This window comes from Xenorhabdus santafensis (assembly GCF_033949405.1).
Taxonomy (GTDB): domain Bacteria; phylum Pseudomonadota; class Gammaproteobacteria; order Enterobacterales; family Enterobacteriaceae; genus Xenorhabdus; species Xenorhabdus santafensis.
Genome location: NZ_VCDN01000036.1, coordinates 12,408 through 34,689 on the forward strand (window position 1 = coordinate 12,408; position 22,282 = coordinate 34,689).

At 40.9% G+C, this 22,282-nt stretch carries 21 protein-coding genes and 1 riboswitch; of the genes, 11 read left to right on the forward strand and 10 right to left on the reverse strand.

Annotated elements, in window-relative coordinates; genetic code table 11:
- The first annotated feature begins 135 nt into the window (after positions 1-135).
- On the forward strand, positions 136-594 hold the full coding sequence (locus tag FE392_RS09620) for a YaiI/YqxD family protein (RefSeq protein WP_319930008.1): 459 nt from the start codon (positions 136-138) through the stop codon (positions 592-594).
- A 66-nt stretch (positions 595-660) separates the two neighbouring features.
- On the opposite strand, the gene ghoS is transcribed toward FE392_RS09620, so the two are convergent.
- The gene (gene ghoS, locus FE392_RS09625; protein WP_319930009.1) at positions 661-975 is read right to left on the reverse strand and encodes a type V toxin-antitoxin system endoribonuclease antitoxin GhoS; all 315 of its coding nucleotides are present in this window, start codon (positions 973-975) and stop codon (positions 661-663) included.
- A 280-nt stretch (positions 976-1,255) separates the two neighbouring features.
- On the opposite strand from ghoS, the gene FE392_RS09630 reads away from it, so the two are divergent.
- Both FE392_RS09630 and FE392_RS09635 read left to right on the forward strand, forming a co-directional pair.
- Entirely contained in the window at positions 1,256-1,627 is a 372-nt protein-coding gene (locus tag FE392_RS09630) for a putative signal transducing protein (protein WP_319930010.1), read from the forward strand.
- Positions 1,628-1,807: 180 nt separating this feature from the next.
- Complete coding sequence (locus FE392_RS09635; RefSeq protein WP_319930011.1) at positions 1,808-2,659, forward strand: SMP-30/gluconolactonase/LRE family protein; 852 nt, start codon at positions 1,808-1,810, stop codon at positions 2,657-2,659.
- A gap of 418 nt (positions 2,660-3,077) precedes the next feature.
- Here FE392_RS09635 and FE392_RS09640 read toward each other — a convergent pair whose 3' ends face one another.
- Positions 3,078-3,527, reverse strand: a complete 450-nt coding sequence (locus FE392_RS09640) for a carboxymuconolactone decarboxylase family protein (RefSeq protein ID WP_319930012.1) — start codon at positions 3,525-3,527, stop codon at positions 3,078-3,080.
- Positions 3,528-3,614: 87 nt separating this feature from the next.
- Between FE392_RS09640 and FE392_RS09645 the strand changes: the two genes are divergently transcribed.
- The 3 genes from FE392_RS09645 to prfH all read left to right on the forward strand — a co-directional run bounded on the left by FE392_RS09645 (position 3,615) and on the right by prfH (position 6,722).
- Complete coding sequence (locus FE392_RS09645; RefSeq protein WP_319930013.1) at positions 3,615-4,559, forward strand: helix-turn-helix transcriptional regulator; 945 nt, start codon at positions 3,615-3,617, stop codon at positions 4,557-4,559.
- Between the two features lie 427 nt (positions 4,560-4,986).
- Complete coding sequence (locus tag FE392_RS09650; protein ID WP_319930014.1) at positions 4,987-6,108, forward strand: RNA ligase RtcB family protein; 1,122 nt, start codon at positions 4,987-4,989, stop codon at positions 6,106-6,108.
- Positions 6,105-6,722, forward strand: a complete 618-nt coding sequence (prfH, locus tag FE392_RS09655; protein WP_319930015.1) for a peptide chain release factor H — start codon at positions 6,105-6,107, stop codon at positions 6,720-6,722. The genes FE392_RS09650 and prfH overlap by 4 nt, the downstream gene beginning before the upstream one ends.
- A 39-nt stretch (positions 6,723-6,761) precedes the next feature.
- Here prfH and FE392_RS09660 read toward each other — a convergent pair whose 3' ends face one another.
- Both FE392_RS09660 and FE392_RS09665 read right to left on the reverse strand, forming a co-directional pair.
- Positions 6,762-7,133: a hypothetical protein gene (locus FE392_RS09660; protein WP_319930016.1), complete on the reverse strand. Its 372-nt coding sequence runs from the start codon at positions 7,131-7,133 to the stop codon at positions 6,762-6,764.
- Positions 7,134-7,301: 168 nt separating this feature from the next.
- Positions 7,302-7,769, reverse strand: coding sequence for a PliI family lysozyme inhibitor of I-type lysozyme (locus FE392_RS09665; RefSeq protein WP_319930054.1), 468 nt, complete (start codon positions 7,767-7,769; stop codon positions 7,302-7,304).
- Positions 7,770-9,129: 1,360 nt separating this feature from the next.
- Here FE392_RS09665 and FE392_RS09670 point away from each other — a divergent pair.
- Complete coding sequence (locus FE392_RS09670; RefSeq protein WP_319930017.1) at positions 9,130-10,584, forward strand: alanine/glycine:cation symporter family protein; 1,455 nt, start codon at positions 9,130-9,132, stop codon at positions 10,582-10,584.
- A 186-nt stretch (positions 10,585-10,770) separates the two neighbouring features.
- Positions 10,771-11,607, forward strand: a complete 837-nt coding sequence (locus tag FE392_RS09675) for an N-acetylmuramoyl-L-alanine amidase (protein WP_319930018.1) — start codon at positions 10,771-10,773, stop codon at positions 11,605-11,607.
- An 84-nt stretch (positions 11,608-11,691) separates the two neighbouring features.
- Here FE392_RS09675 and FE392_RS09680 read toward each other — a convergent pair whose 3' ends face one another.
- The gene (locus tag FE392_RS09680) at positions 11,692-12,078 is read right to left on the reverse strand and encodes a helix-turn-helix domain-containing protein (RefSeq protein WP_319930019.1); all 387 of its coding nucleotides are present in this window, start codon (positions 12,076-12,078) and stop codon (positions 11,692-11,694) included.
- Positions 12,079-12,766: 688 nt separating this feature from the next.
- Here FE392_RS09680 and FE392_RS09685 point away from each other — a divergent pair.
- The 3 genes from FE392_RS09685 to thiD all read left to right on the forward strand — a co-directional run bounded on the left by FE392_RS09685 (position 12,767) and on the right by thiD (position 16,091).
- The gene (locus FE392_RS09685; protein ID WP_319930020.1) at positions 12,767-14,140 is read left to right on the forward strand and encodes an amino acid permease; all 1,374 of its coding nucleotides are present in this window, start codon (positions 12,767-12,769) and stop codon (positions 14,138-14,140) included.
- A gap of 679 nt (positions 14,141-14,819) precedes the next feature.
- On the forward strand, positions 14,820-15,029 hold the full coding sequence (gene cspE / locus FE392_RS09690; RefSeq protein WP_092509116.1) for a transcription antiterminator/RNA stability regulator CspE: 210 nt from the start codon (positions 14,820-14,822) through the stop codon (positions 15,027-15,029).
- Positions 15,030-15,153: 124 nt separating this feature from the next.
- Positions 15,154-15,246, forward strand: a riboswitch (TPP riboswitch).
- Positions 15,247-15,290: 44 nt separating this feature from the next.
- Positions 15,291-16,091 (forward strand): bifunctional hydroxymethylpyrimidine kinase/phosphomethylpyrimidine kinase, encoded by an 801-nt coding sequence (gene thiD / locus FE392_RS09695; RefSeq protein ID WP_319930055.1) that lies wholly within the window; start codon positions 15,291-15,293, stop codon positions 16,089-16,091.
- Between the two features lie 196 nt (positions 16,092-16,287).
- Here thiD and fbaB read toward each other — a convergent pair whose 3' ends face one another.
- The 5 genes from fbaB to baeS all read right to left on the reverse strand — a co-directional run bounded on the left by fbaB (position 16,288) and on the right by baeS (position 22,282).
- Positions 16,288-17,337, reverse strand: a complete 1,050-nt coding sequence (gene fbaB, locus FE392_RS09700; protein WP_319930021.1) for a class I fructose-bisphosphate aldolase — start codon at positions 17,335-17,337, stop codon at positions 16,288-16,290.
- A 694-nt stretch (positions 17,338-18,031) separates the two neighbouring features.
- The gene (trhP, locus tag FE392_RS09705; RefSeq protein WP_319930022.1) at positions 18,032-19,408 is read right to left on the reverse strand and encodes a prephenate-dependent tRNA uridine(34) hydroxylase TrhP; all 1,377 of its coding nucleotides are present in this window, start codon (positions 19,406-19,408) and stop codon (positions 18,032-18,034) included.
- Between the two features lie 305 nt (positions 19,409-19,713).
- Positions 19,714-20,058: a YegP family protein gene (locus FE392_RS09710; protein WP_319930023.1), complete on the reverse strand. Its 345-nt coding sequence runs from the start codon at positions 20,056-20,058 to the stop codon at positions 19,714-19,716.
- A gap of 131 nt (positions 20,059-20,189) precedes the next feature.
- On the reverse strand, positions 20,190-20,897 hold the full coding sequence (gene baeR / locus FE392_RS09715; RefSeq protein ID WP_319930024.1) for an envelope stress response regulator BaeR: 708 nt from the start codon (positions 20,895-20,897) through the stop codon (positions 20,190-20,192).
- Positions 20,894-22,282: an envelope stress sensor histidine kinase BaeS gene (gene baeS, locus FE392_RS09720; protein ID WP_319930056.1), complete on the reverse strand. Its 1,389-nt coding sequence runs from the start codon at positions 22,280-22,282 to the stop codon at positions 20,894-20,896. Before baeS ends, baeR begins: the two co-directional genes overlap by 4 nt.

Below are 22,282 nucleotides of genomic sequence, written 5' to 3' on the forward strand. Positions count from 1 at the left end.
TTATTTTTTGTAAAAAACAGCAAAGAACAAATGAGCAGAGTAATTTCATTACTGACTATTAAATTATTTTTCTTATTGTAAAAATCGTGGGAATATTTAGAGATAGTTAAAATAGGATGTTGAGAGGAGTTTGTTATGCCTATATGGGTGGATGCTGATGCATGTCCTAAGGTAATAAAAGAAATATTATATCGTGCTGCAGAACGTGAAAAAATACAGGTCACATTCGTGGCAAATCAACGGCTGAGTGTGCCTGCATCCGCTTTTTTACATACATTACAAGTTCCTGCTGGGTTTGATGTTGCAGACAATGAAATTGTTCGTCGCACAGAAGCCGGAGATTTGGTGATTACAGCAGATATTCCTCTGGCGGCTGAGGTGATCGAAAAAGGTGCAACAGCACTCAATCCGCGTGGTGAACGTTATAGTGAAGAGACGATACGTGAAAGCCTGACTATGCGTGATTTTATGGATACGATGCGGGCGAGTGGGATCCAAACGGGAGGGCCTCCTGCGTTAAAACAACGTGATCGCCAACTGTTTGCCAATGAATTAGATAAATGGTTATTGCAACAGAAAAAACGTTCTAAATAACACAGCGGAAAAAGTGGCTCTCCAGATAATTGTCGGAGAGCCAGTTTAATTGAAGCTAATGCTTCATTAGGATTCAGATTCGGATGCAAATGAAGATATCGATGCTGAATAGAGATAAGCAGACCACTCGCTATATTGGCATACAAATATAGCAGGGGCTTTTGATGATAACGGCGTTGCTAATTTTCTGACCTTGTCTCTAATTTCCATAACAGAACTTGCAGAGACGCCAACATAAGTTCCGGTAGGTAAAAGCATTAACTCGCCATTGCTGTATCTGACCGTATTTCTAAAATCAATGATTCCCATTGATTCAGTCAGATAACTATACTCTTTTGGGCCTGCACCAAAAATTTCAACACGAACCATGTAATTAGCCATAATAGCCCTCTCTTTATGTTTAAGAAAAAACCAAGCTGTTTTTTTGGGGTTACATTAAATTTTTTAGGTAACAGAAAATCATAGCCAATTCCCCGATTTCTCTCTGAGAATCTTCAGGCGAATTTACAGGTGTTAACATTGTTGCGCTATATCAATAAATCACAGTTATTTGAGGAAACAATCATGTATTCAAAAATAGCTTGCCTGTGATACTCAATAATGGGGTATACTGTACAATACGTAATCTGTTAACGGTGGTGTGATTATGTGGAATAAATATATGCAAAGAGGAAATATGCTGTTGCTGGCAAATTTTCTATCACCGATAGATGCCCGCATTATCTTAGGCAGAATGTTATCAGAAGGGATTAATGCCGTGATCATTGATGAAGATATTGTGTGGAACAATTATATGTATTCACAAGCATTTGGCGGTGTGAAACTTCTTGTTCATCATGAAGATATAGAACAGGCCAGAGAGATCCTTGATCAAATTGAAGGCAATGAATATTCATTGGATAAAGTAACCGATAATTCGGCGAGTAAAAAATCATCCTCATTCCAATATCGCTTTAATGCGTTAATAAATACGTTATTAGTACTTTTATTGTTTTTGGTATCAGGAATCGGGTTACCGTTAAAGCCTGACTGATTCTTTTTATTCTACCTCAATTTATACATCAATTTTGCGCACTTCCCCTGCATTCCCATTATCTATATCTGATTGATCAAATTTAATACTGACATATTGATTTAAAAACGGTAAACCTTAAATTGAAAGAAGAAGGGAATATTATGCATCTGATATTATAAAAATAGAGGAGTAATAATAATGAAAGCGCATTTAGAACTGCTCTGCTCCCCGGCTATCTGGGCAGAAGGTCCTGTTTGGATCCCAACCGAAGATGCGGTTATTTTCAGTGACGTAAAAGGAAATAGGATGTTTCGCTGGTCTGAGCTTGATGGGGTAACGCTATGGCGAAAATATTCTAATTATGCCAATGGTAATGCATTGGATAAAAAAGGCAGGCTCATTAGTTGTGAACATGGCAGGCGGGGTATTTCCCGTACAGAAAAAAACGGCAATGTGACCATGCTGGTGGAAAAAATAGATGGGAAAAGATTTAATTCGCCTAACGATGTTGTTATTCGCTCTGACGGTACAATTTGGTTTACTGACCCTCCTTATGGAATTATTAGTGATGACGAAGGGTATAAATCAGAAAGCCAGATTATCGGGTGCTATGTTTATTGTTACGATCCGGCGGATAACAGTATCTCTATCGCAACCAGCGATACCCAAAGACCAAATGGATTAGCCTTTTCACCGGATGAGAAATGGCTATATATTGCTGATATGTCGATTGTCGATTTTCCTGCCCATGGAAGGCATGAATTGCGTATTTATCCGGTACGAGATAAAACTTTGGGGTCTGGCAGACATTTTGCGACAATATCACCTGGCTTCCCGGATGGTTTTTGTATCGATAAATTGGGCAATATTTATTGTAGTTGCGCAGATGGTGTCATTATTCTGGATAAATTTGGTACACAAATAGATAAAATTGAAGTGCCGGAACGAGTATCTAATTGCACTTTAGGTGGAACTGATCGGGATCAGCTCTATATTACGGCTACGACGTCGCTATACCGAATATCTGTAGCTCAGTTCACGGAAGAATAATGAAAAGGGAAGAGTTAAGTCACTCCGGGGATAGCAGTTGAAGGTCTATGGTGAGCTGAATACAACCTACAACGTGCTATACCCGTCGTCTTTCAAGTTGCCTCTTTGTTGGCTGCACTCATTCGCTCCGGTCACCGTTTTTAGAAACATACGGTTATCTATGCTCCCGGAGGTTAGAGAGGCTCCTGCCTCTCGACCTTTGGCTGTTCAAATTCGTTTCCGACGAATTTGTCATTCCCTTGACTCCGCGACGCATCTTGAAATCCATAGGGAATCTAAGAACCGGCAACTTACCTCTTCCTGATACATTAATGTGATAAGAAAACGCCGCTTATGGGACTCCGGTCACTAGGGCTGAATTACCACAATTATTTACAGGGGCTTATTCTCATTTCAGTGAGGTAGCGCTGAATGAATATTACGGAGCCACCTCATATCGACTCGATATTCCAAATCTATTTAGTGTATTCATCATAATAGCCAGCCATTCAATTGCAGCAACTTGTTCATCACTCCATAATTCTGCTGCTTTTTGATAAACTTCATCCGGCACACGGTCATTTTTTATTTCTGTTATCGCTTCGGCTAACAATAATGCCGCGCGTTCCTGTTCTGTAAAATATTTTGTTTCCTGCCATGCGGCAATCAGGGAAACCTTATCAATGGATTCACCTTTCTTTAAGGCATCTCGGGTATGCAACCGGACACAATAGGCACATCCATTAATCTGGGAAATACGTAATTTTAATAGATCACATAACACTTCAGAAATTCCGGCAGATGCAGCGGATTTATCTACCTCAGAATTTAAAGATAACAGTTGCTTGTAAAGTGCGGGAAACGTTTTTACTAAAGAAACGCGTGTCATAATGCTTTCCTTTTAATCTATTATGGGGTAGAGATCATCATAAAGTAGATAGGTTTCACTTTCTGACACCTTTTCTGAGAGGATGGGATGAAAAAAACAATATTATTGCAACAGATGCAATTTTTCTTGCAGGGCAAGCAGAAAGTAACCTTAAATGAACTTATGCAGGAATTTAATTTATCCCGCAGCAGTGCCTTACGCTATATATCTGCCTTGGAAGAATTGGGCGTTCCTCTATATTCTGAGCGGGGAAGGAATGGGGGATATATGATTGCGCCGACATATCGGCTAGCTCCGGTCAGGTTTAGTGCGGATGAAATCCATGCAATGTTATTCGCCATTTCAGGTATGCATATTTTGCAATCCACCCCTTTCAATCTGCAATTTCGCAGTATTTCCGAAAAACTGAAACAGGTTTTGCCTCATGATGAAAAATTAAAAGAAGACAAATTACGCAAACATTTAGGTGTGATGACTGTAAAGCAGATCAACCCGGCCAAACAACTGGATGTATTGCTGAACCATATTCTGCAACAGGAAAATCTGGAAATAACTTACCATAATAAAACGATGTTTATTTATCCCATCGCGATGTGGTTTGAATCGGGGAAATGGTTTTTAGCTGTTTTTGATTATGAAGAACAAGATTTACGGGTGTTACGTTGTAACGATATTAGCTCATTTCATCCGGCAACGAAGCCATTGGACATTCCAGAAGGTATCCGGGTTGTGGATTTTAATTTATTTAATTTTGCTCAATTAAGGCAGGAAAAACAGCAAGATTATTTCCAGATCAAGATAAAAAGAACCGGCATTGAACATTATTATGGTAAACCTTTCTCGCATATTGCATTGAAATTAATCGATGATAATAATGCATTAATTTCAGGCCACTATCATCAGAAAGAATTAGGCTATTTACTGGATTATATCAATGGTTTTTCTCAACATTTGATCGACATTGAGCCTGAAAAATTAAAGCAAATGTATCTTGATGAGATTAAAGCGCGTTTGCAGCGACTGGAGCTATAAACGACATAAAAAAGCCTCAATATAAAGTCCCCAATTTTACGGGATTACTCCAAGAAGAGGCTTTTTGGAACCGATTTTTTATCTGTATGATGGTATGACAAACGGAATAACCTTTGCCGGAACCATAACCTTTACCAGAAAAAAGTGCTAATGATTTAACATTTCGTGAATTATAAAATGTGAAAATAAATTAAACAAAACACTGGCAATGAGGGTAAAGTTTGGAGTATGATGCGCCGTCTGCACAAGGCAGAAATCAACTAACCACCACATAACTGACTGAAAATGGAGGAAATTATAATGACGACAATAATCACTCTTTTCAGGCCAGCCCATAGCTAATTACTAAATTCAAATTTATCAGTATTGCTTGGCTCCAGAAGGCCTGTCTACACCCTTATTTTTTCATTGATCATAAGGTTGATCTATGGGCAATACTTTGCATTCGGCTGTACCGAACGTACAGCTTATCGTGACAGAAAATACTTGGCTGGAAGGTAAAGCTATCCAGCAACTTGAAACAACAGCGCAGCTCCCTGATATGGTTCGTGTTGTCGGGTTACCCGATCTTCATCCAGGCAGGGGTTATCCAGTTGGTGCGGCATTTTTCTCACAATCTCGTTTTTATCCGGCTCTTATTGGCAATGATATCGGTTGCGGTATGGCATTGTGGCGGACGGACTTGATGTTAAATAAATGGTCATTGGATAAGTTGGAAAAACGGCTTGGCTCCATTGACTCACCTCTGGGAGCAGAGGATTTACCTGAAGATATCCCCGAGCATTTTTGCTATTCACCGGGAACAATTGGAGGCGGCAACCATTTTGCTGAATTACAGCAATTGGATGTCATCTATCAGCCAGAATTGATTGAAAAATGGCAACTGAATAAACAGCAACTTCTGCTCTTGGTGCACAGTGGTTCGCGTGGCATGGGGCAAATGATCCTTGAACAACACGTTCGTGAACACGGGCATAATGGGTTGGAAGCATCCAGCCCGCAGGCACAGAATTACCTTGAACAGCATCAAAATGCGTTGAATTATGCTTGCTTTAATCGCCAATTAATCGCAGAAAGAATGTTGAAACGCTGGCGCGCCAATGGCGAATGCTTGCTTGATGTTTCACATAATTTTCTTACACCATGTACCGTTGGCGGCGTTGATGGTTGGCTGCACCGAAAAGGTGCGACCCCGGCAGATAAAGGGCCGGTCATCATCCCGGGATCGCGGGGGGATTACAGCTATCTGGTTCAACCACTGACTAGTGAGCAAAGCTTATTTTCTCTTGCCCACGGAGCTGGGCGAAAGTGGATGCGTGGCGAATGTAAGGAGCGGTTGAGTGGGCGTTATAATACGGTGCAACTTTCCCGTACCTCCTTGGGCAGTCGCGTGATTTGCTTGGATAAGCAACTGATCTTCCAAGAAGCCCCGGAAGCCTACAAACCGATTGGTGGTGTTATGGATGCAATGTTACAAGCGGGATTAGTCAAATTAATAGCACGGCTTAAACCTGTTTTGACATATAAAACACGGGGAGGCCAAGAGTGATATTGTTGCAAATATCCTCGGCGCAAGGCCCGGATGAGTGCATGTTGGCCGTCAAAAAAGCATTGGGGCGTTTTATCCAAGAAGCTGATGAACTAAGTGTTACAGCAGATATTTTGGAAGAAGAGGAAGGAGAGCGTTCTGGAACACTGCGTTCTGTACTCGTTGCTATTCAAGGGAAAAATGAACAACAACTGTTTGAGCGCTGGAACGGAACAATTAAATGGATTTGTGATAGCCCATGGCGAAAAGGCGCGGGTAGAAAAAATTGGTTTATTGGTGTTACCCAATGTGAGACGGTAGCCGAATTGCCTGAAAGTGAAATCAGGTTTGAGTCATTGAAGGCGTCGGGGCCGGGAGGGCAGCATGTCAATAAAACAGAATCGGCCGTCCGGGCAGTGCATATTGCCAGTGGTATCAGCATCAAAGTACAAACTGAACGCAGCCAACATGCCAATCGCCGGCTTGCCCGTTCGATGTTGGAACACCGCCTGCGGCAGCAACAAGACATATTTCAGGCAGAGACAAAGGCTGATCGGCGTTTATGCCATCATCAAGTTGAAAGAGGGAACGCGGTACGCACCTTTATCGGGATGAAATTTATTCCGGCTAATTGATATTAGAGCGACGGTGTTAGGCTGTCGCTCTACGGGAATTCATTTCGTACTTTGAGATAAGGCATGCTTAGTTTGTACTTTGCATGCTTTAACAGATTTATCCAGTGATTCATCAAAATGACGTTGGCTGGGGAAAGTATGTTTATTATTTCTGACTTCTGTCACAGTTTGCTTGATGGATGTAAGAAATTCATCCTTGTTGCTATGAATTTCTTTGAGATCAAAACCTTTTTTGCTTAATCCCTTGAGCGCTTTTTCGGCTATTGCATCTGGAGAATCATTAGTTTTGAATGCATCAACGGAAGCTTTCCCGAATAGCTCACAATAAGTTTCTGCTGTTTTATCTACATTCGCATGTGCGGCATAAGAGAAGAGTGAAGCAAGGAAAATCGGCAGTAAGAGACGTTTCATAATTTCCTCTTGAGCGAGTGCACCATACACAATGGTGATAGCAATATTGACAATAATGGCAGCATTGGCTGCATTAACGGTATTAACAATGACAACATTAACAATAGTACATAATTCTTTGTTTGTACGGGCCTTCTATGGAATATCCGTACTTTATTGAGAATGATTTCATTGATGTTTCTGCTCTACACACTTACCTTTTTTGCAGAGTTCCCGGAGTAACTTGACGGGGTTTTTTGTCGTGTCTGTCTCGATGCGAGAAAGCAACTTGATATCTTTATTCGTAATTTTGAGTGCGTCGACTTCAAGGTAATTGCCGGAGCCTGCCGTGAGTTTGTAGACAATTAATTCCTTGGAGCCGTCGCCATTAATGTCGGCAAAAGTAATTCTCGGTTTACCGTCAGCTTCGAATACTGAGCCATCGCGGGAAAAGACCCCGCCGGTTTCAAAATCAGAAAGATCTTTATCCTTGAAAACAGCAATGGAATAGCTACCAATCGATTCGCTTTCCAGATCCCCGACGGATATGACTGCAAAACGCTTATCAGGCAAATTAATCAATTTTCCTTCTTTTGCAATAGCCGGTGCTGATAATGATAGGGCGACCAGCGTCGGGATAACAATCGTTTTAATCATGTTACTTATACGCATAAGCAATACTCCGCTATCTACTGTTTTGTGAAAATACTTATAGGGTGAGATTTATATCGTAGCACGAATTTTAGGGTGCATATCCCTAATGGAAACCTTCAGGAAAAATCTATTTCTATCTGTCATGGCGTGTTGACGTTAAGTGATAGGACTCATTAATTTTATTGTTTTTTTAGCAAAAAATAGAAATTTTTACGATAAAAAGTTGTTGGATATTCTTTGATGTGGCTGTTTTGATATGACGGCTGAACCTTATTCCTTATAGAAATAGAATAAAAGCAGCGATAAAGATAAATAGGGCGTTATAATTGACGGGAGTGATAAACTCCCGCTTTTTGATTAACGTAAACATGATTAACGTGAACATATAGTAAGATCTATGTGCTGTTTTTTTCTATTTTTGCAACAATCTTATTGTATTCTTTCCAGACGACAGATACGGGTGAGCTTAAGCAGCAAATAGAGATAGAACCACCTGTTGCAGGATGATACTCATACTTTGATTTTCCTCTATAAACTCGCTTGGGCAGTATGTTGTCTGCGGGGTTTTTTCTTTTTCGCTCTAACATCAATTATAACCTCACTTGTAGATTATCTGATAGCCAGATAGTGGAATGTTAACATCTTACTAACCTGTTATTGTTGTTTCCCTACGCAAAAATAACAACCGAAAATTTTAATATGGGATGGTGGCTTTTTCCAACTATCACAGTATTAAAATTTAATAATCTCATTTGAAGAAAAATATTGCTATATGTTTTCGTAAATATCAGAAACTTCAAGATTAAATTTTGTAATTATTTTGTGATTTTTAATAAAGTCAGTTATTGCAACTTAAGTTACGTAATGGCTTGTACCCATCGAAATTTGTTCTGTGTATTTTTTGTGACATGATGCCAATAACTTTCAGTTAACACGTGCATTTTATATGGTTACTGTATTGATCTTGTTTTTTGTTGGTTGTATTTTGGTTGCCATTAGGTTTTTGTTTAGGGTTAAATTGTTAATTAATTTATATTCCTTGCTTATGCATAGTATGTAAATTAACCCGTGTTTATTGTTTATAAAATGCAAGTAATAGGCTTGAAATGGGGAATCGTGTATTTATGCCATCAATATGAATGTTCATAAATACTAAAGTAAATGTAAAAATTTCATTAAAAGTTACCCATTGAAAACGATATTGTGTTACATTCTTTCCGTTTTACTGACTGGTATCTCTGTGTTTTTTTGTATACAGAATTGTGTTACTTGTTAATTATAAAGGAAATCAAACACAATAAAATTTAGCCGGATACTGCATTATGGTCAGCTAATGTTTGCTAATTAGTAAGGGGAAAATATCTTGACGGATCTGATTAACTTCATTAACAACATTCTTTGGGACAACGTATTAATATACTTGCTTCTTGGTGTTGGCCTTTACTTCACACTGCGTTCTGGTCTCATACAGCTTCGTCATTTTGGTCACATGTTTTCAGTTCTGAAAAACAGTAAAAAATCAGATAGCTCTGGTATTTCTTCTTTTCAGGCGTTATGTACCAGCCTTGCAGCTCGTGTAGGGACCGGTAACTTGGCTGGGGTCGCCATTGCAATTACTGCTGGTGGGCCAGGGGCCATTTTCTGGATGTGGGTAGTGGCATTTATCGGTATGGCAACTTCCTTTGTGGAAAGCACGCTTGCCCAGTTGTACAAGACGAAAGACGATCAAGGAAACTATCGCGGTGGCCCTGCCTATTACATGGAAAAAGGGTTGAAGAAGCGGTGGATGGGCGTGTTGTTCTCCATCTTCCTTATTATCGCGTTTGGTCTTGTATTCAATGCTGTTCAGGCAAACTCAATTGCGAAAGCGGCTAGCTATGCCTTTGATATTAAACCAATCTATGTTGGCATTGTATTGGTTATCATCAGCGGTGTGATTATCTTCGGCGGGTTGCGTTCTATCGCCCGTGTTGCTGAATTAGTTGTACCGTTCATGGCGGGGGCTTATTTATTACTGGCATTTTGGGTTGTTGGCCACAATATTGAACGTATCCCAGCCGTATTTGCATTAATTATCAAGAGTGCTTTTGGCCTTCAGGAAGCGGTAGCCGGTACATTGGGCTATGGTATTTCTCAGGCGATGATTCAAGGGGTTCAACGCGGGTTGTTTTCAAATGAAGCAGGTATGGGCTCGGCTCCAAATGCTGCGGCTTCAGCTTCACCTTATCCGCCACATCCAGCCTCTCAGGGTTATGTACAGATGCTGGGGGTATTTATGGATACCATCGTTATCTGTAGTGCAACCGCTGTCATTATTCTTTCCTCCGGGATCCTCAACGAGAATGTGACTACTATCAGCGGTATTGAGTTAACCCAGCGCGCATTGTCATCAGCAGTGGGTCATTGGGGAACAACATTCATCGCTATTGCTATCTTCTTCTTTGCCTTCACATCAATTATTGCCAACTATGCTTACGCTGAAAGCAATATGATATTCCTGGAGCGTAATCATACTGCAGGCTTATTCATTCTGCGCTTGGCGGCATTGGGTATGGTAATGTTCGGAACCTTGGCAGAAGTGCCTTTGGTCTGGAATATGGCTAACTTATCAATGGCATGCATGGCTATTGTGAACTTGATCGCCATACTCTTGCTCTCGGGGATCGCAATGAAGCTGGCGAAGGACTATAACCAGCAGAGAAAATCTAAGCAATTGCCGACATTTAACATTAAAAATTATCCGGAGCTCCAACAAGATGTTGAAAAAGGCATCTGGGATAATGAAGCGTTAAATCAGAGTGGAAAAGATAAATCCTAATATTAAGATTTAGATTTATATTCTGTTAAAAGCCGGGTATTTCAATTCGAGATACCCGGCTTTTATTTGTGCTAAAAATTAGCTTGAAAGTAAAAACATCACATTTATTTTAGTTTTATCCACTATTCTCATCTATCATATAATAATCATACATTACCTTCCCTTATATTAAATTGCTGACTGATCATGATAAGAAGATCAATAGTATTTATATTTATCGCCTTGTTGATTGGATGTTCTTATTCCCCTGAACGGGAAGACAGAAACAGTTATATTGTTGACCATTCCCATCCCTATTCAACCAATCAGGATATAGAATCGGTTAAATTCCTTGTATTACATTATACTGCGCTGAATGACAAACGTTCACTGAGAGCATTAACGGGAGGGCGTGTCAGTTCCCATTATCTCATTCCTTCCCGGCCAAAATATAAAAATAAAGAGCCTATTATTTTTCAATTGGTTTCAGAAAAACAAAGAGCTTGGCATGCGGGAGAAAGCGAGTGGGGGGGATATCAAAGTTTAAATCGCCACTCTATTGGCATTGAAATTGTTAACTGCGGATTCAAGCAAGATTTTATAAAGAAAGAGTGGTGTTTATATCATCCATCACAAATTGATGCATTGATTCGGTTGGCAAAAGATATTATCCAGCGGCACCAGATTAAGGCTGTCAACGTCATTGGTCACAGCGATATTGCTCCCCTTAGAAAAGAAGATCCAGGCCCGGTTTTCCCATGGAAGCAGCTTCATGAGCAAGGCATTGGGGCTTGGCCTGATCATACGACGGTGCATAAATATTTGGCTGGCAGGCATCCTAATGGCCTTGCATCCGTGAGTTCAATTCAGAAATTGCTGGCGCGGTATGGTTATCGGATTCCGCAAACTGGTTGGTTGGATCACGCGACTCGTAAGACGATTCAAGCCTTTCAGATGCATTTCCGCCCTTCGGATTTTAGCGGTACGCCTGATGCGGAAACAGAATCGATTGCTTTGGCTTTGATCGAAAAGTATCAACAATGATTAGCTTTTATTCTGCTGAAGCAGGTAAGGTATTTCCTTCAAGAATGTAGCGGCCGGGATTAATGGCCGCACATAAAGGTTAGTTTATGGTTCGCAATTGTAAGACTGATGTAGGGGGAGCTTAATTTCAAGCTCGATATCTGCATTTTGGCGAAAATCATAAGGTGTAATGCCATATTCTTTACGGAACATATAGGTAAAGTGAGACTGTGAGCCGAAACCGAAATCCAGGGCGATATCAAAAATGGGTAACGCACTGTTTCTCAACAGAAACACGGCCCCGGCCAGACGCCGTTGGCGGATGTATTTCCCGAGAGATATCCCAGTAACTTCTTTGAATATTTTTTGCATGTGCCAAAGTGAATAGCCAGAATAAGCAGCAAGTTCTTCAAGATGAATAACACGGCCAAGATGATTTTCTATCCATTTACTCAGTGCGCATACAAGTGCTAAGTGGTTATCTTGTGGCATTACAATTTTAAATTAGTTAAGGGTTGGAGAAGTATACACAACTTCTTTCCAAGATGACAAAATCCATGGTTATCGGGAGCAGGAATGGTTCAACGACAAAAACAATGGATTTCACGAATGAACGCTCTTCATGGTATTTGATCGCAAAGTTCACTACAACGAAATTATTCCGAGGTGGTAGAGTTAAGCGCTAAAAAATAACCGTTACTTCATGTTTAATACTGGAAAGCCTGTTTTTGTACTTGTAGCATGGAATGAACACTGTTGGCTTGATAACAAAGAATTCGAATCTGGTGCTTGTTTTATTACTCAATATTTGTTTTTTGATATTTATCTGGCAATGCTCAACCAAGCATACGTGCTAACATGCATTCTTGGTATTCATTCTTTGTAAATGATGTTTTAATATCCTTCTGATTCAAATTCACAAACTAAACACTGTGTTAAACCCGAACATATCCCCATAGTTACGGGCGTTGAACTAATTTCAGTTCGACAAACGTTGTGAAAATTGGGAGAGTGGAAAGGTTTCTGGCTCTATTTTGGTTAAAAATAACATTTAGGTTAAACGCAACACTCAGATTTAAAAACAAATAGAACAAATTTTCATGAGACGGATTATATACCCGTGGATTCCAGGCTGTAACTTGAGAAGCGGTGGGTATCAGCATCATAAGAAGAGGACAAGATGGCAGGACAACAAGAACAGCAAACTACGCTCAAACGAGGGTTAAAAAATAGGCACATTCAGCTTATCGCCCTCGGTGGTGCAGTAGGAACAGGGTTATTTTTGGGTATAGCACAAACTATCAAAATGGCAGGGCCTTCAGTGCTGCTTGGGTATGCAATTGGCGGGTTCATTGCATTTCTGATTATGCGCCAATTGGGGGAGATGGTTGTTGAAGAGCCAGTAGCAGGCTCTTTTAGCCACTTTGCTTATAAATATTGGGGAGGATTCGCCGGTTTCCTCTCTGGCTGGAATTATTGGGCGATGTTTATTCTGGTCGGTATGGCGGAATTAACGGCTGTCGGCATGTATATCCAGTATTGGTGGCCGGATGTCCCAACTTGGGTTTCTGCTGCAATATTTTTTGTACTGGTAAACCTTGTTAACCTGATTAATGTCAGAATGTATGGTGAAACCGAATTTTGGTTTTCACTCATTAAGGTCAGTGCGATCATCGGCATGATTATCTTTGGTGGTTACTTGCTGCTTAGCGGTAAAGGCGGGCCGGACGCAAGTATCACCAATTTATGGCAGCAGGGCGGCTTTATGCCAAATGGGGTTTCCGGCCTGATTATGGCAATGGCAATCATTATGTTTTCATTTGGTGGCTTGGAAACAGTAGGGATCACCGCAGCCGAAGCTGAAAACCCTGAGAAAAATATTCCTAAAGCAACCAATCAGGTTGTTTATCGCATTTTGCTGTTTTATATCGGTTCACTCGCTATTCTGCTTTCACTTTATCCGTGGGGCAAGGTTGTAGAAGGCGGTAGCCCATTTGTTTTAATCTTCCATAATCTGGACAGTTTTTGGGTAGCCAATGTATTGAATGTAGTGGTAGTTACTGCGGCACTGTCTGTATATAACAGTGGAGTGTATTGTAATAGCAGAATGCTTTATGGCTTGGCTAAGCAAGGTAATGCTCCACACTTTCTGACAAAAGTTAATAAACGCAGTGTGCCTGTTTTATCCATTGGGTTATCAGCACTGGCAACATCAATTGGAGTATTGCTTAACTATATTATGCCCGGCAAGGCATTTGAATTATTGATGGCGTTGGTGGTAACAACGTTGGTCATCAACTGGATTATGATTTGCCTTGCTCATTTGAAGTTCCGTCAGGCTAAGAACAAAGAAGGCGTCACAACCAAGTTCCAGGCATTGTGGTATCCATTTGGCAACTATTTATGCCTGCTATTCCTTGCATTTATCCTCATCATTATTTTTATGATGCCACCAATTCGCATTTCAGTTATTTTGATGCCATTCTGGATTGCCCTATTATGGGTGGGCTATCAGGTAGCGAAATCGAAAAAAGAGTATAAGCAAAAGAATTAATTCATTGAAAATATTTTTCAGCCGGGCATTATACCCGGCTGATTATTTTTGTATTGCTGTAGTATAAATCTAAAAGTACGCGGCTGTTGTTGTATTGCTTTAGTTTTGTTTGCCACATTTTAATCATTGACAATGATTAAAATACTATCTGATTGCGAGTAAATAAAACCTCTGTGATATAAATATATTATTCAATTTAATTATAACTGAATAATATTTAATAAAAGCTCAACAAAAATTAATCCGGTCAGGCACAGAGCGATTATATTACATGCGAGTAAGGCTTACGTTAAATCAGCCTTAATTTAGCATTGAAAAAGAAGTTTCTGAGAGTTTACAACACGCTGCGTTACTCCATAACTGGCGTAATAAACAGAGTTTCATATTAAACTAATTAAATTTGTTTCTTGAGGTTAAAATTTTATTTTTACATTAATTCATATTGTTATATAACTTAAAAGTTTTTGAGTAATTTTAAATTAGAATAGAGATTAGCATTTTCAAATTTGTGCGTTGGCTCCAGCACCTGAAAAAAATGGCTTGCGATTATATAAAGAGTATGTGATAAAACACATGGGTAAACGAAGTACTGTTCTGTTAATAAATAACAGCAACGAATACTGGTTTGTTTATATTTATGCCAATCGGCGATTAAAGTGATTCAAAGGAAATTTTTGAAATGGCAAAAATCACTGGTACTGTGAAGTGGTTCAACGAGTCTAAAGGTTTTGGTTTTATTACTCCAGCTGATGGCAGCAAAGATGTATTTGTACATTTTTCTGCGATTATGAAAGATGGTTTTAAAACATTATCCGAAGGCCAGCAAGTTGAGTTTGAAATTCAGGATGGCCCTAAAGGTCCTGCTGCTGCAAACGTTACAGCTTTATAGTAATAAATTTATTTTGGCTGGTATTTAATTACTGACCAAATATACTTATCGTCAACTTGGTTTTATTATTTGACGATAACATATTGCAAATATCACTCTATTGGGATACTAATAGAGTGATTTTTATTTTGACTCGGGGCGTTCTTGATTGGACTGAGAAGTACCCGTATTACCTGATCTGGATAATGCCAGCGTAGGGAAGTCATGGTATCCCCCTGATTTTGATACCCGCTTTTCTTTTGCTGGTGAATAGGAGTCACCATCATGAGAATTAACTCACTGACTATCGCAGGAACAGATCCCAGCGGTGGTGCCGGTATCCAAGCTGATTTAAAAACTTTCTCTGCACTTGGTGCTTATGGAACCTCTGTTATAACTGCATTGGTTGCCCAAAACACAATGGGAGTGCAATCAGTTTATGATATTGACCCTCTCTTTGTTGCTGCCCAGCTAGATTCTGTGTTGTCAGATGTCAGGATAGACAGTGCCAAAATTGGTATGTTATCCAATTCTGCCAATATTGCGGTAGTTGCTGAATCATTGAATCGTTATTCTGTCCCCCACATTGTATTGGATACCGTCATGGTGGCAAAAAGTGGCGACCACTTGTTATCACCGGAAGCGATTGCAGTTATGGTTGAAAAATTATTGCCATCTGTCTCTTTAATCACGCCAAACTTACCGGAAGCCGCCGCGATATTAAGATGCAATCTCGCAGAGAAAGAAGACGAAATGCTGCGACAGGGGCGGGCATTACTCTCTCTGGGATGCCCGGCAGTCTTATTGAAAGGCGGGCATTTAATCAATGAAGAAAGCCCTGATTGGCTTTTTACTGCGGAAGGAGAGTGGCGCTTCACTGTACCCAGAGTGAATACTCGTCATACGCACGGCACAGGTTGTACATTATCGGCGGCTCTTGCTGCTTTACGTCCACATTATTCTGATTGGCAGAGTACATTACCTGCAGCAAAAACATATTTGCAAAACGCGTTGGTACAGGCGGACACGCTGGAAGTCGGGCAGGGAATTGGGCCTGTGCATCATTTTCATCAATGGTGGTAAGTAACAAGGATGAACAGTAATAAAAGCGAAGTGAAGAAAATGGACGGCTTTAGGTGAAGCTGAGGGGCGATAAGTAAGATAGCGATAACTGAGGTGGGCAATGAATTAAGATAATGGCGCCGTTATCGAATAATGGGGGATACAGCCTGTATCCCCACATTGAAATACGATGGCTCAAATCATTTGAATAGGCGATTTAGGCGATAGTAACTTTTTTATCGAGGTAAACATCCTGAACCGAGTTAATTAACTCGATACCTTCTTTCATCGATTTCTTGAACGCCTTGCGGCCAAGGATCAAGCCCATGCCTCCGGCACGCTTATTGATAACCGCAGTACGGACGGAATCACTCAAATCATTGTCTCCGGAAGCACCACCAGAATTAATTAACCCAGCGCGCCCCATATAGCAGTTAGCAAGTTGATAGCGGACCAAATCAATAGGATGCTCAGTGGTCAGATTGCTGTAAACACGCTTATCAGTGTGCCCAAACCCGATGGCAGTAAAACCACCATTGGTTTCTGCCATTTTCTGCTTAACAATATCGGCACCTATCGTTGCTGCCAGATGATTTGCCTGGCCTGTTAAATCAGCACTGGTGTGGTAATCGACGCCATCTTTCTTGAATGCTGAATTGCGCAGATATGCCCACAATACGGTAACCATACCCAACTCATGAGCACGTTCGAAAGCGGCTGAAATTTCTTCTATCTGGCGGCGTGATTCAGGTGAGCCATAATAGATAGTTGCTCCAACAGCAACAGCACCCATATCAAATGCTTGCTCAACACTGGCGTACAATGTTTGGTCATACTGGGCGGGATAGGTCAACGTTTCATTGTGATTGAGCTTCACCAAAAACGGGATCTTATGGGCATAACGACGAGAAACTGACGCCAGTACCCCATAAGTTGAAGCAACACAGTTACAACCTGCCTCGATGGCCAGTTCCACGATATTTTTCGGATCGAAATAAAGGGGATTGGCGGCAAATGATGCGCTGGCAGAGTGCTCGACACCCTGATCTACCGGCAAAATTGAGAGATAACCGGTTCCTGCCAGACGGCCATGATTCAGCAAGGTTTGCATGGAACGCAGGACAGTATTGGGGCGATTATTGTCGATCATTACTCTATCAACAAAATCGGTGCCTGGAAGATAGAGGTTTTCACGTGGAATGGTACTGCATTGGTGTTGCAACAAACTTTCTGCGTCTTTTCCTAACAACTTAGCAATATCAGTCATGATTAACTCCAGTTTGCAAAAGGCGCTATTGATTGTTGTTGATATTGGCATGAATCACAAGGTGAGTAGAGAGGTAAGCCGCGGTGGATCGCTTCAGTTTGTGATATCCCCGCCATCTTTCAAGTTGCTCCTTTGCTGGCTGCACTTTTTCATCACATTCTAGCTGTTTGGACACACCCCGAAATTCATCAAATATCTCGGGTAATGAGTTGTTAAAATTCAATCTGTTTTTTTAGGGTAAAGTAAAGAAAATTTATCAGATATGAGAAGAAATAAATATTTGGTTATTCATGAATTGAATATTTTGGTGTTATTTTCTTAAATTTTCCTTCATTAAATTGAATAAATATTCATATTATTTATTGTTACATTAATTTATCATCAATAATAAGTGAAGATATTGTTGCCGCCGAAAAAAAATACAATAAAAGAATAAAAAAACATTAAAGACATTTATTTTTTCTGGGGTAAGGCAATCGATTAACTGGTTGAATTTAAGGCATTTTTATATTTTATACATAAAAGAAAAGGCCAGCCCAAGGGAGATTGAGCTAGCCAAGGAGGTGGTTCCTAGTCTTACAGTAAAACTTTTTTAGTTCTTAATTTTCAGAACCGATAATACGAGAAATAAAATAGCATTGATGTGATCTGTTTCTAAAAAAACAGATCAATTTCTTTAAAATCTAATTTCAAATTACTTTGCTTGTAATTTTTGCGGATGAGGAGTTCGAGTATTACCATCTTTTAAATTGCGAATGAGTAAAGCATAGTTCAACTCAATTTCCTCCGGAATGGAGAGATAAACGATATGCCCATCACCCGGAGCAACATCCACAGCCTGACCTTTTTTATTTGTCATCGATTCTAACGTAAAGTTAATGTTACCTGATGGAGTCATGAGTTCCAGATTATCTCCGACAAGAAACTTATTCTTCACGGCAACTTCAGCCAACCCATTGACTCGCTTGCCCGTAAACTCCCCGACAAATTGCTGGGAATCTGACACAGAATAACCATATTCATAAGTTTGGTAGGCATCATGGGTATGACGGCGCAGAAAACCTTCGGTATAACCGCGATGTGCAAGACCTTCCAGTGTTGTCATCAACGTTGGGTCGAAAGGTTTTCCGGCAACGGCATCGTCAATGGCGCGGCGATATACTTGGGCAGTGCGAGCACAATAATAGAAAGATTTTGTACGGCCTTCAATTTTCAGGGAATGAACTCCCATTTCTGTCAATCTTTCTACGTGTTCAATGGCACGCAGATCTTTTGAATTCATGATATAAGTACCATGCTCATCTTCAAATGCTGACATATATTCGCCTGGGCGCTTGGCTTCTTCAATCATAAATACTTTGTCTGTTGGTTCGCCTTGACCTAAAGTTGGTTCAATATTTTTGACCGGAATAGGGTTATGCATATGAACAATATTCCCGACTGTATCTTCCTTGCCTTCCTGCACATTATATTCCCAGCGGCAGGCATTTGTGCAGGTTCCTTGATTGGGGTCACGCTTGTTGATATAGCCTGATAGCAGGCAGCGGCCAGAATAAGCCATACAGAGCGCACCGTGGACAAAAACCTCCAGCTCCATATCCGGCACTTGCTGGCGGATTTCGGCGATTTCTTCCAATGATAGCTCACGGGAAAGAATGACACGGGTCAATCCCATTTGCCGCCAGAATTTTACTGTAGCCCAGTTGACAGCATTAGCCTGAACGGAAAGATGAATATCCATCTCCGGAAATGCTTCACGTACCATCATAATCAAGCCCGGATCGGACATAATCAGCGCATCAGGCCCCATTTCCACGACAGGTTTCAAATCCCGGATAAATGTTTTTAGCTTGGCGTTATGCGGCGCGATATTGACGACAACATAAAAACGCTTACCTAATTCGTGAGCTTCTTTAATGCCTTGAGCCAAGGTTTCATGATTAAATTCATTATTGCGGACACGCAGGCTATAACGGGGCTGCCCTGCATAAATGGCATCGGCACCATAGGCGAATGCGTAGCGCATATTTTTCAAAGAGCCGGCGGGAGAAAGTAATTCTGGCGTAAACATATATTAGCGTTCTCAGTCTGAGTTCAAGTCAGCCCTTAACCTTTCATCATTATCATTGCTAAATCATTACTAAGAATAAGGGTAAGGCAAAGGAGAGGATTTTAGCGCTTATTCCACCATTAGCACAAATGGATATTATTGGTCGAATGATTAAGCCGGTTTCTATTTAAATTATTATTTCTTCCCCTGTTCCGGAGCGTTGCGTGCCGTGCCATGAAATGGAAAAGATTGAAGATTCAGATAGATGTGGACTGTGATTAATTCTGTGACTGAAAAAGAAAGCGCCGTCGATGCGGCGCGTGGGATTAGCTATTTTTGGTCAGATCATGAATTTTTTCCGTTGGCCCAATTTTTATCACAGATTGCATGCATTTTTTCAGGCTCTCTTCATTAGCGTAGAATTCACTGACGCCAATAATCTGATGATTGCGGGCTTTCAGGACGAAATAAGACTTACCTGCCTTATTTTTTCTCACCTCATGACGTTTTTTGTCAGGGGCGTTGACCTGAACTGAATGGATGCCTTTATTGGCCGCAGCTTTGGTTGTATACATTTCGCTGTTGAGAATAATGTCACCATTTGCTGCCACCAGATGAAAATAAAATTGCCCGTTCTTTGCTTTCTTAAGATCATAATGCCCTGTAGCCATAAGAAAATCTCCTGATTGGGTAATTACCAGCTTAAGTTTAGCTTGAATTTTGTACAATGCAGGATGAAAACAATGAAATTTACCCGGTGCACGGTAAAATCGCATTTTTCAGGCCCAAAAGGGGGACGATATTATATCAAACGGCAGATTTCAGCTTCCCAACGGTAACCCAATCCATAAATCGAACGTATAAATGATTTATCTTCATCTAATTGTTCTAATTTTCTGCGTAAATTTTTAATATGGCTATCGATAGTGCGATCATTAACAATACGGTGATCGTTATAAAGATTATTCAACAATTGATCACGGGTGAAGACGCGTCCCGGCTGACTGGCCATAATTTTCAACAGGCGAAATTCAACGGGCGTCAGCTCAAGTACGTGTTCAAGATAACGCGCCTGAAAGTGATTTTCATCAATGCTCAGTGCGCCTTGCTCACTGATAATATCTTTGGGGCGATAGCAGCGGCGCAGGATTGTTTTTACTCTGGCCACTATTTCCCGTGGGCTATAAGGTTTGCAAATATAATCATCCGCACCGATTTCCAACCCAAGTAATCGATCAATTTCTTCTGTCTTGGCCGTCATCATGATAATGGGAATATCTGAAAACTTGCGGATTTCCCGGCAGATCGATAATCCATCAAGGCCGGGCAGCATCAGATCAAGCAAAATAATATGAGGCTGGTGTTTTTGGACATGAGCAATAACTTCATCACCGCGTTTCAACCATTGAGCCTGATAATCTGCTGATTGCAGATAATCAACCAGTAGCTGCCCTAACTTTGGTTCATCTTCAACAATTAAGACTGTGTATTGTGTAAAATATGTGCTCATTGTGCTTCTATTCTAGAAGATTTCATCAACGGTAATTCTACGTGAATTTGAATACCGCCTAAAGGTGATCTTTCTGCCCGGATAGTGCCATTATGCGCTTCGACAATGTTATAGCAAATAGCCAGCCCTAACCCCGAACCTCCGCTTGTGCGGTTGCGTGAGGACTCACAACGGTAAAAACGTTCAAAAACGTGCTGGCATTGTTCAGTGGTTGGGCCGGGGGCGCTATCTTGTAAACTCAATACCCATTTCTGCGGTGTTGAATAGCATTGGATAATCACTTTTCCGTATTCATCGGTATAGCGCAGGCTATTTTCCAGTAAATTTTGAAATAACTGTATCAGCCTGTCTGGATCTGCAAATAGTATCCCGTCTTCTTTTAAGTCTAATTTCAACGTGATGTGCTTATCAGTAAAACGGTTGTGGTAATGTGCCACGGAAATTTGCAGCAACTGGCTGGCATTAACCGGCTCTTTTCTGTAAGTCAGAGAGCCTCGATCGGAAAGGGACAATAAATGCAGATCACTGACCAGTTTTGTCAGGGTTGTGACTTCGGCCAGCAGGGAATGAATAGTTTCCGGTGAAGGCTTGCGTACACCATCTTGCAAAGCTTCTAACTCACCGCGCAATACCGAAAGCGGGGTTCGTAATTCATGGGAAATATCCGCCATGTAATCACGGCGCATTTGTTCATTTTTTTCCAGCGTACTGGCCAGTTGGTTAAAATCCGTCGCCAATTTCCCTATTTCATCCTTGCTGGATGGAACGACTCGCACACTAAAATCACCCGCAGCGAGTTTATGAGTCCCTTCTACTAACCGTTTAACGGGGCGCAGCAGCCCACGGGAAAGGAGAAAGGTGGCAATTAATGCCAGCAAGGTTGAAAGCCCGGCGATTACCCAACTGGTAAATTGTTGTTGATGGGCAAAACTGATATCTGCCTGACTGGTCATTTTATCTGAGGCACTGACAATGACCCAACCAACGGTATTTCCTCGGTAGCTGACTGGCTTGCGGTAACTCTCTGAGGGCATATCCCCGGGATGGCCTACCAAACGCTTCATTTGAGCGTCGACAACCCAAAATTGAGTGCGCCAGCCGCGGGGCGGTGGCCCCTGATGGCTGTCATTATTTTGTTCAATGGTACGGATGATTTGGAAAATCATCCGATCATTTGCCGTCAAAAAATTCCAATTACCGTTCTGCTGGTATTGTTCTTCCAAGGCTTCTGCCAGCATACTTGCACGCATCTGGCTATTTTGTTTGATATAGCCGATAAAACCATGCTGAAAACTGAGGTTCACCCCCCAGTGCATCGTTATCAGAACCAGCATGCAAGTCGCAAAAATTGCCAGAAACAATTTACTGCTGATGCCTGTTTTTAT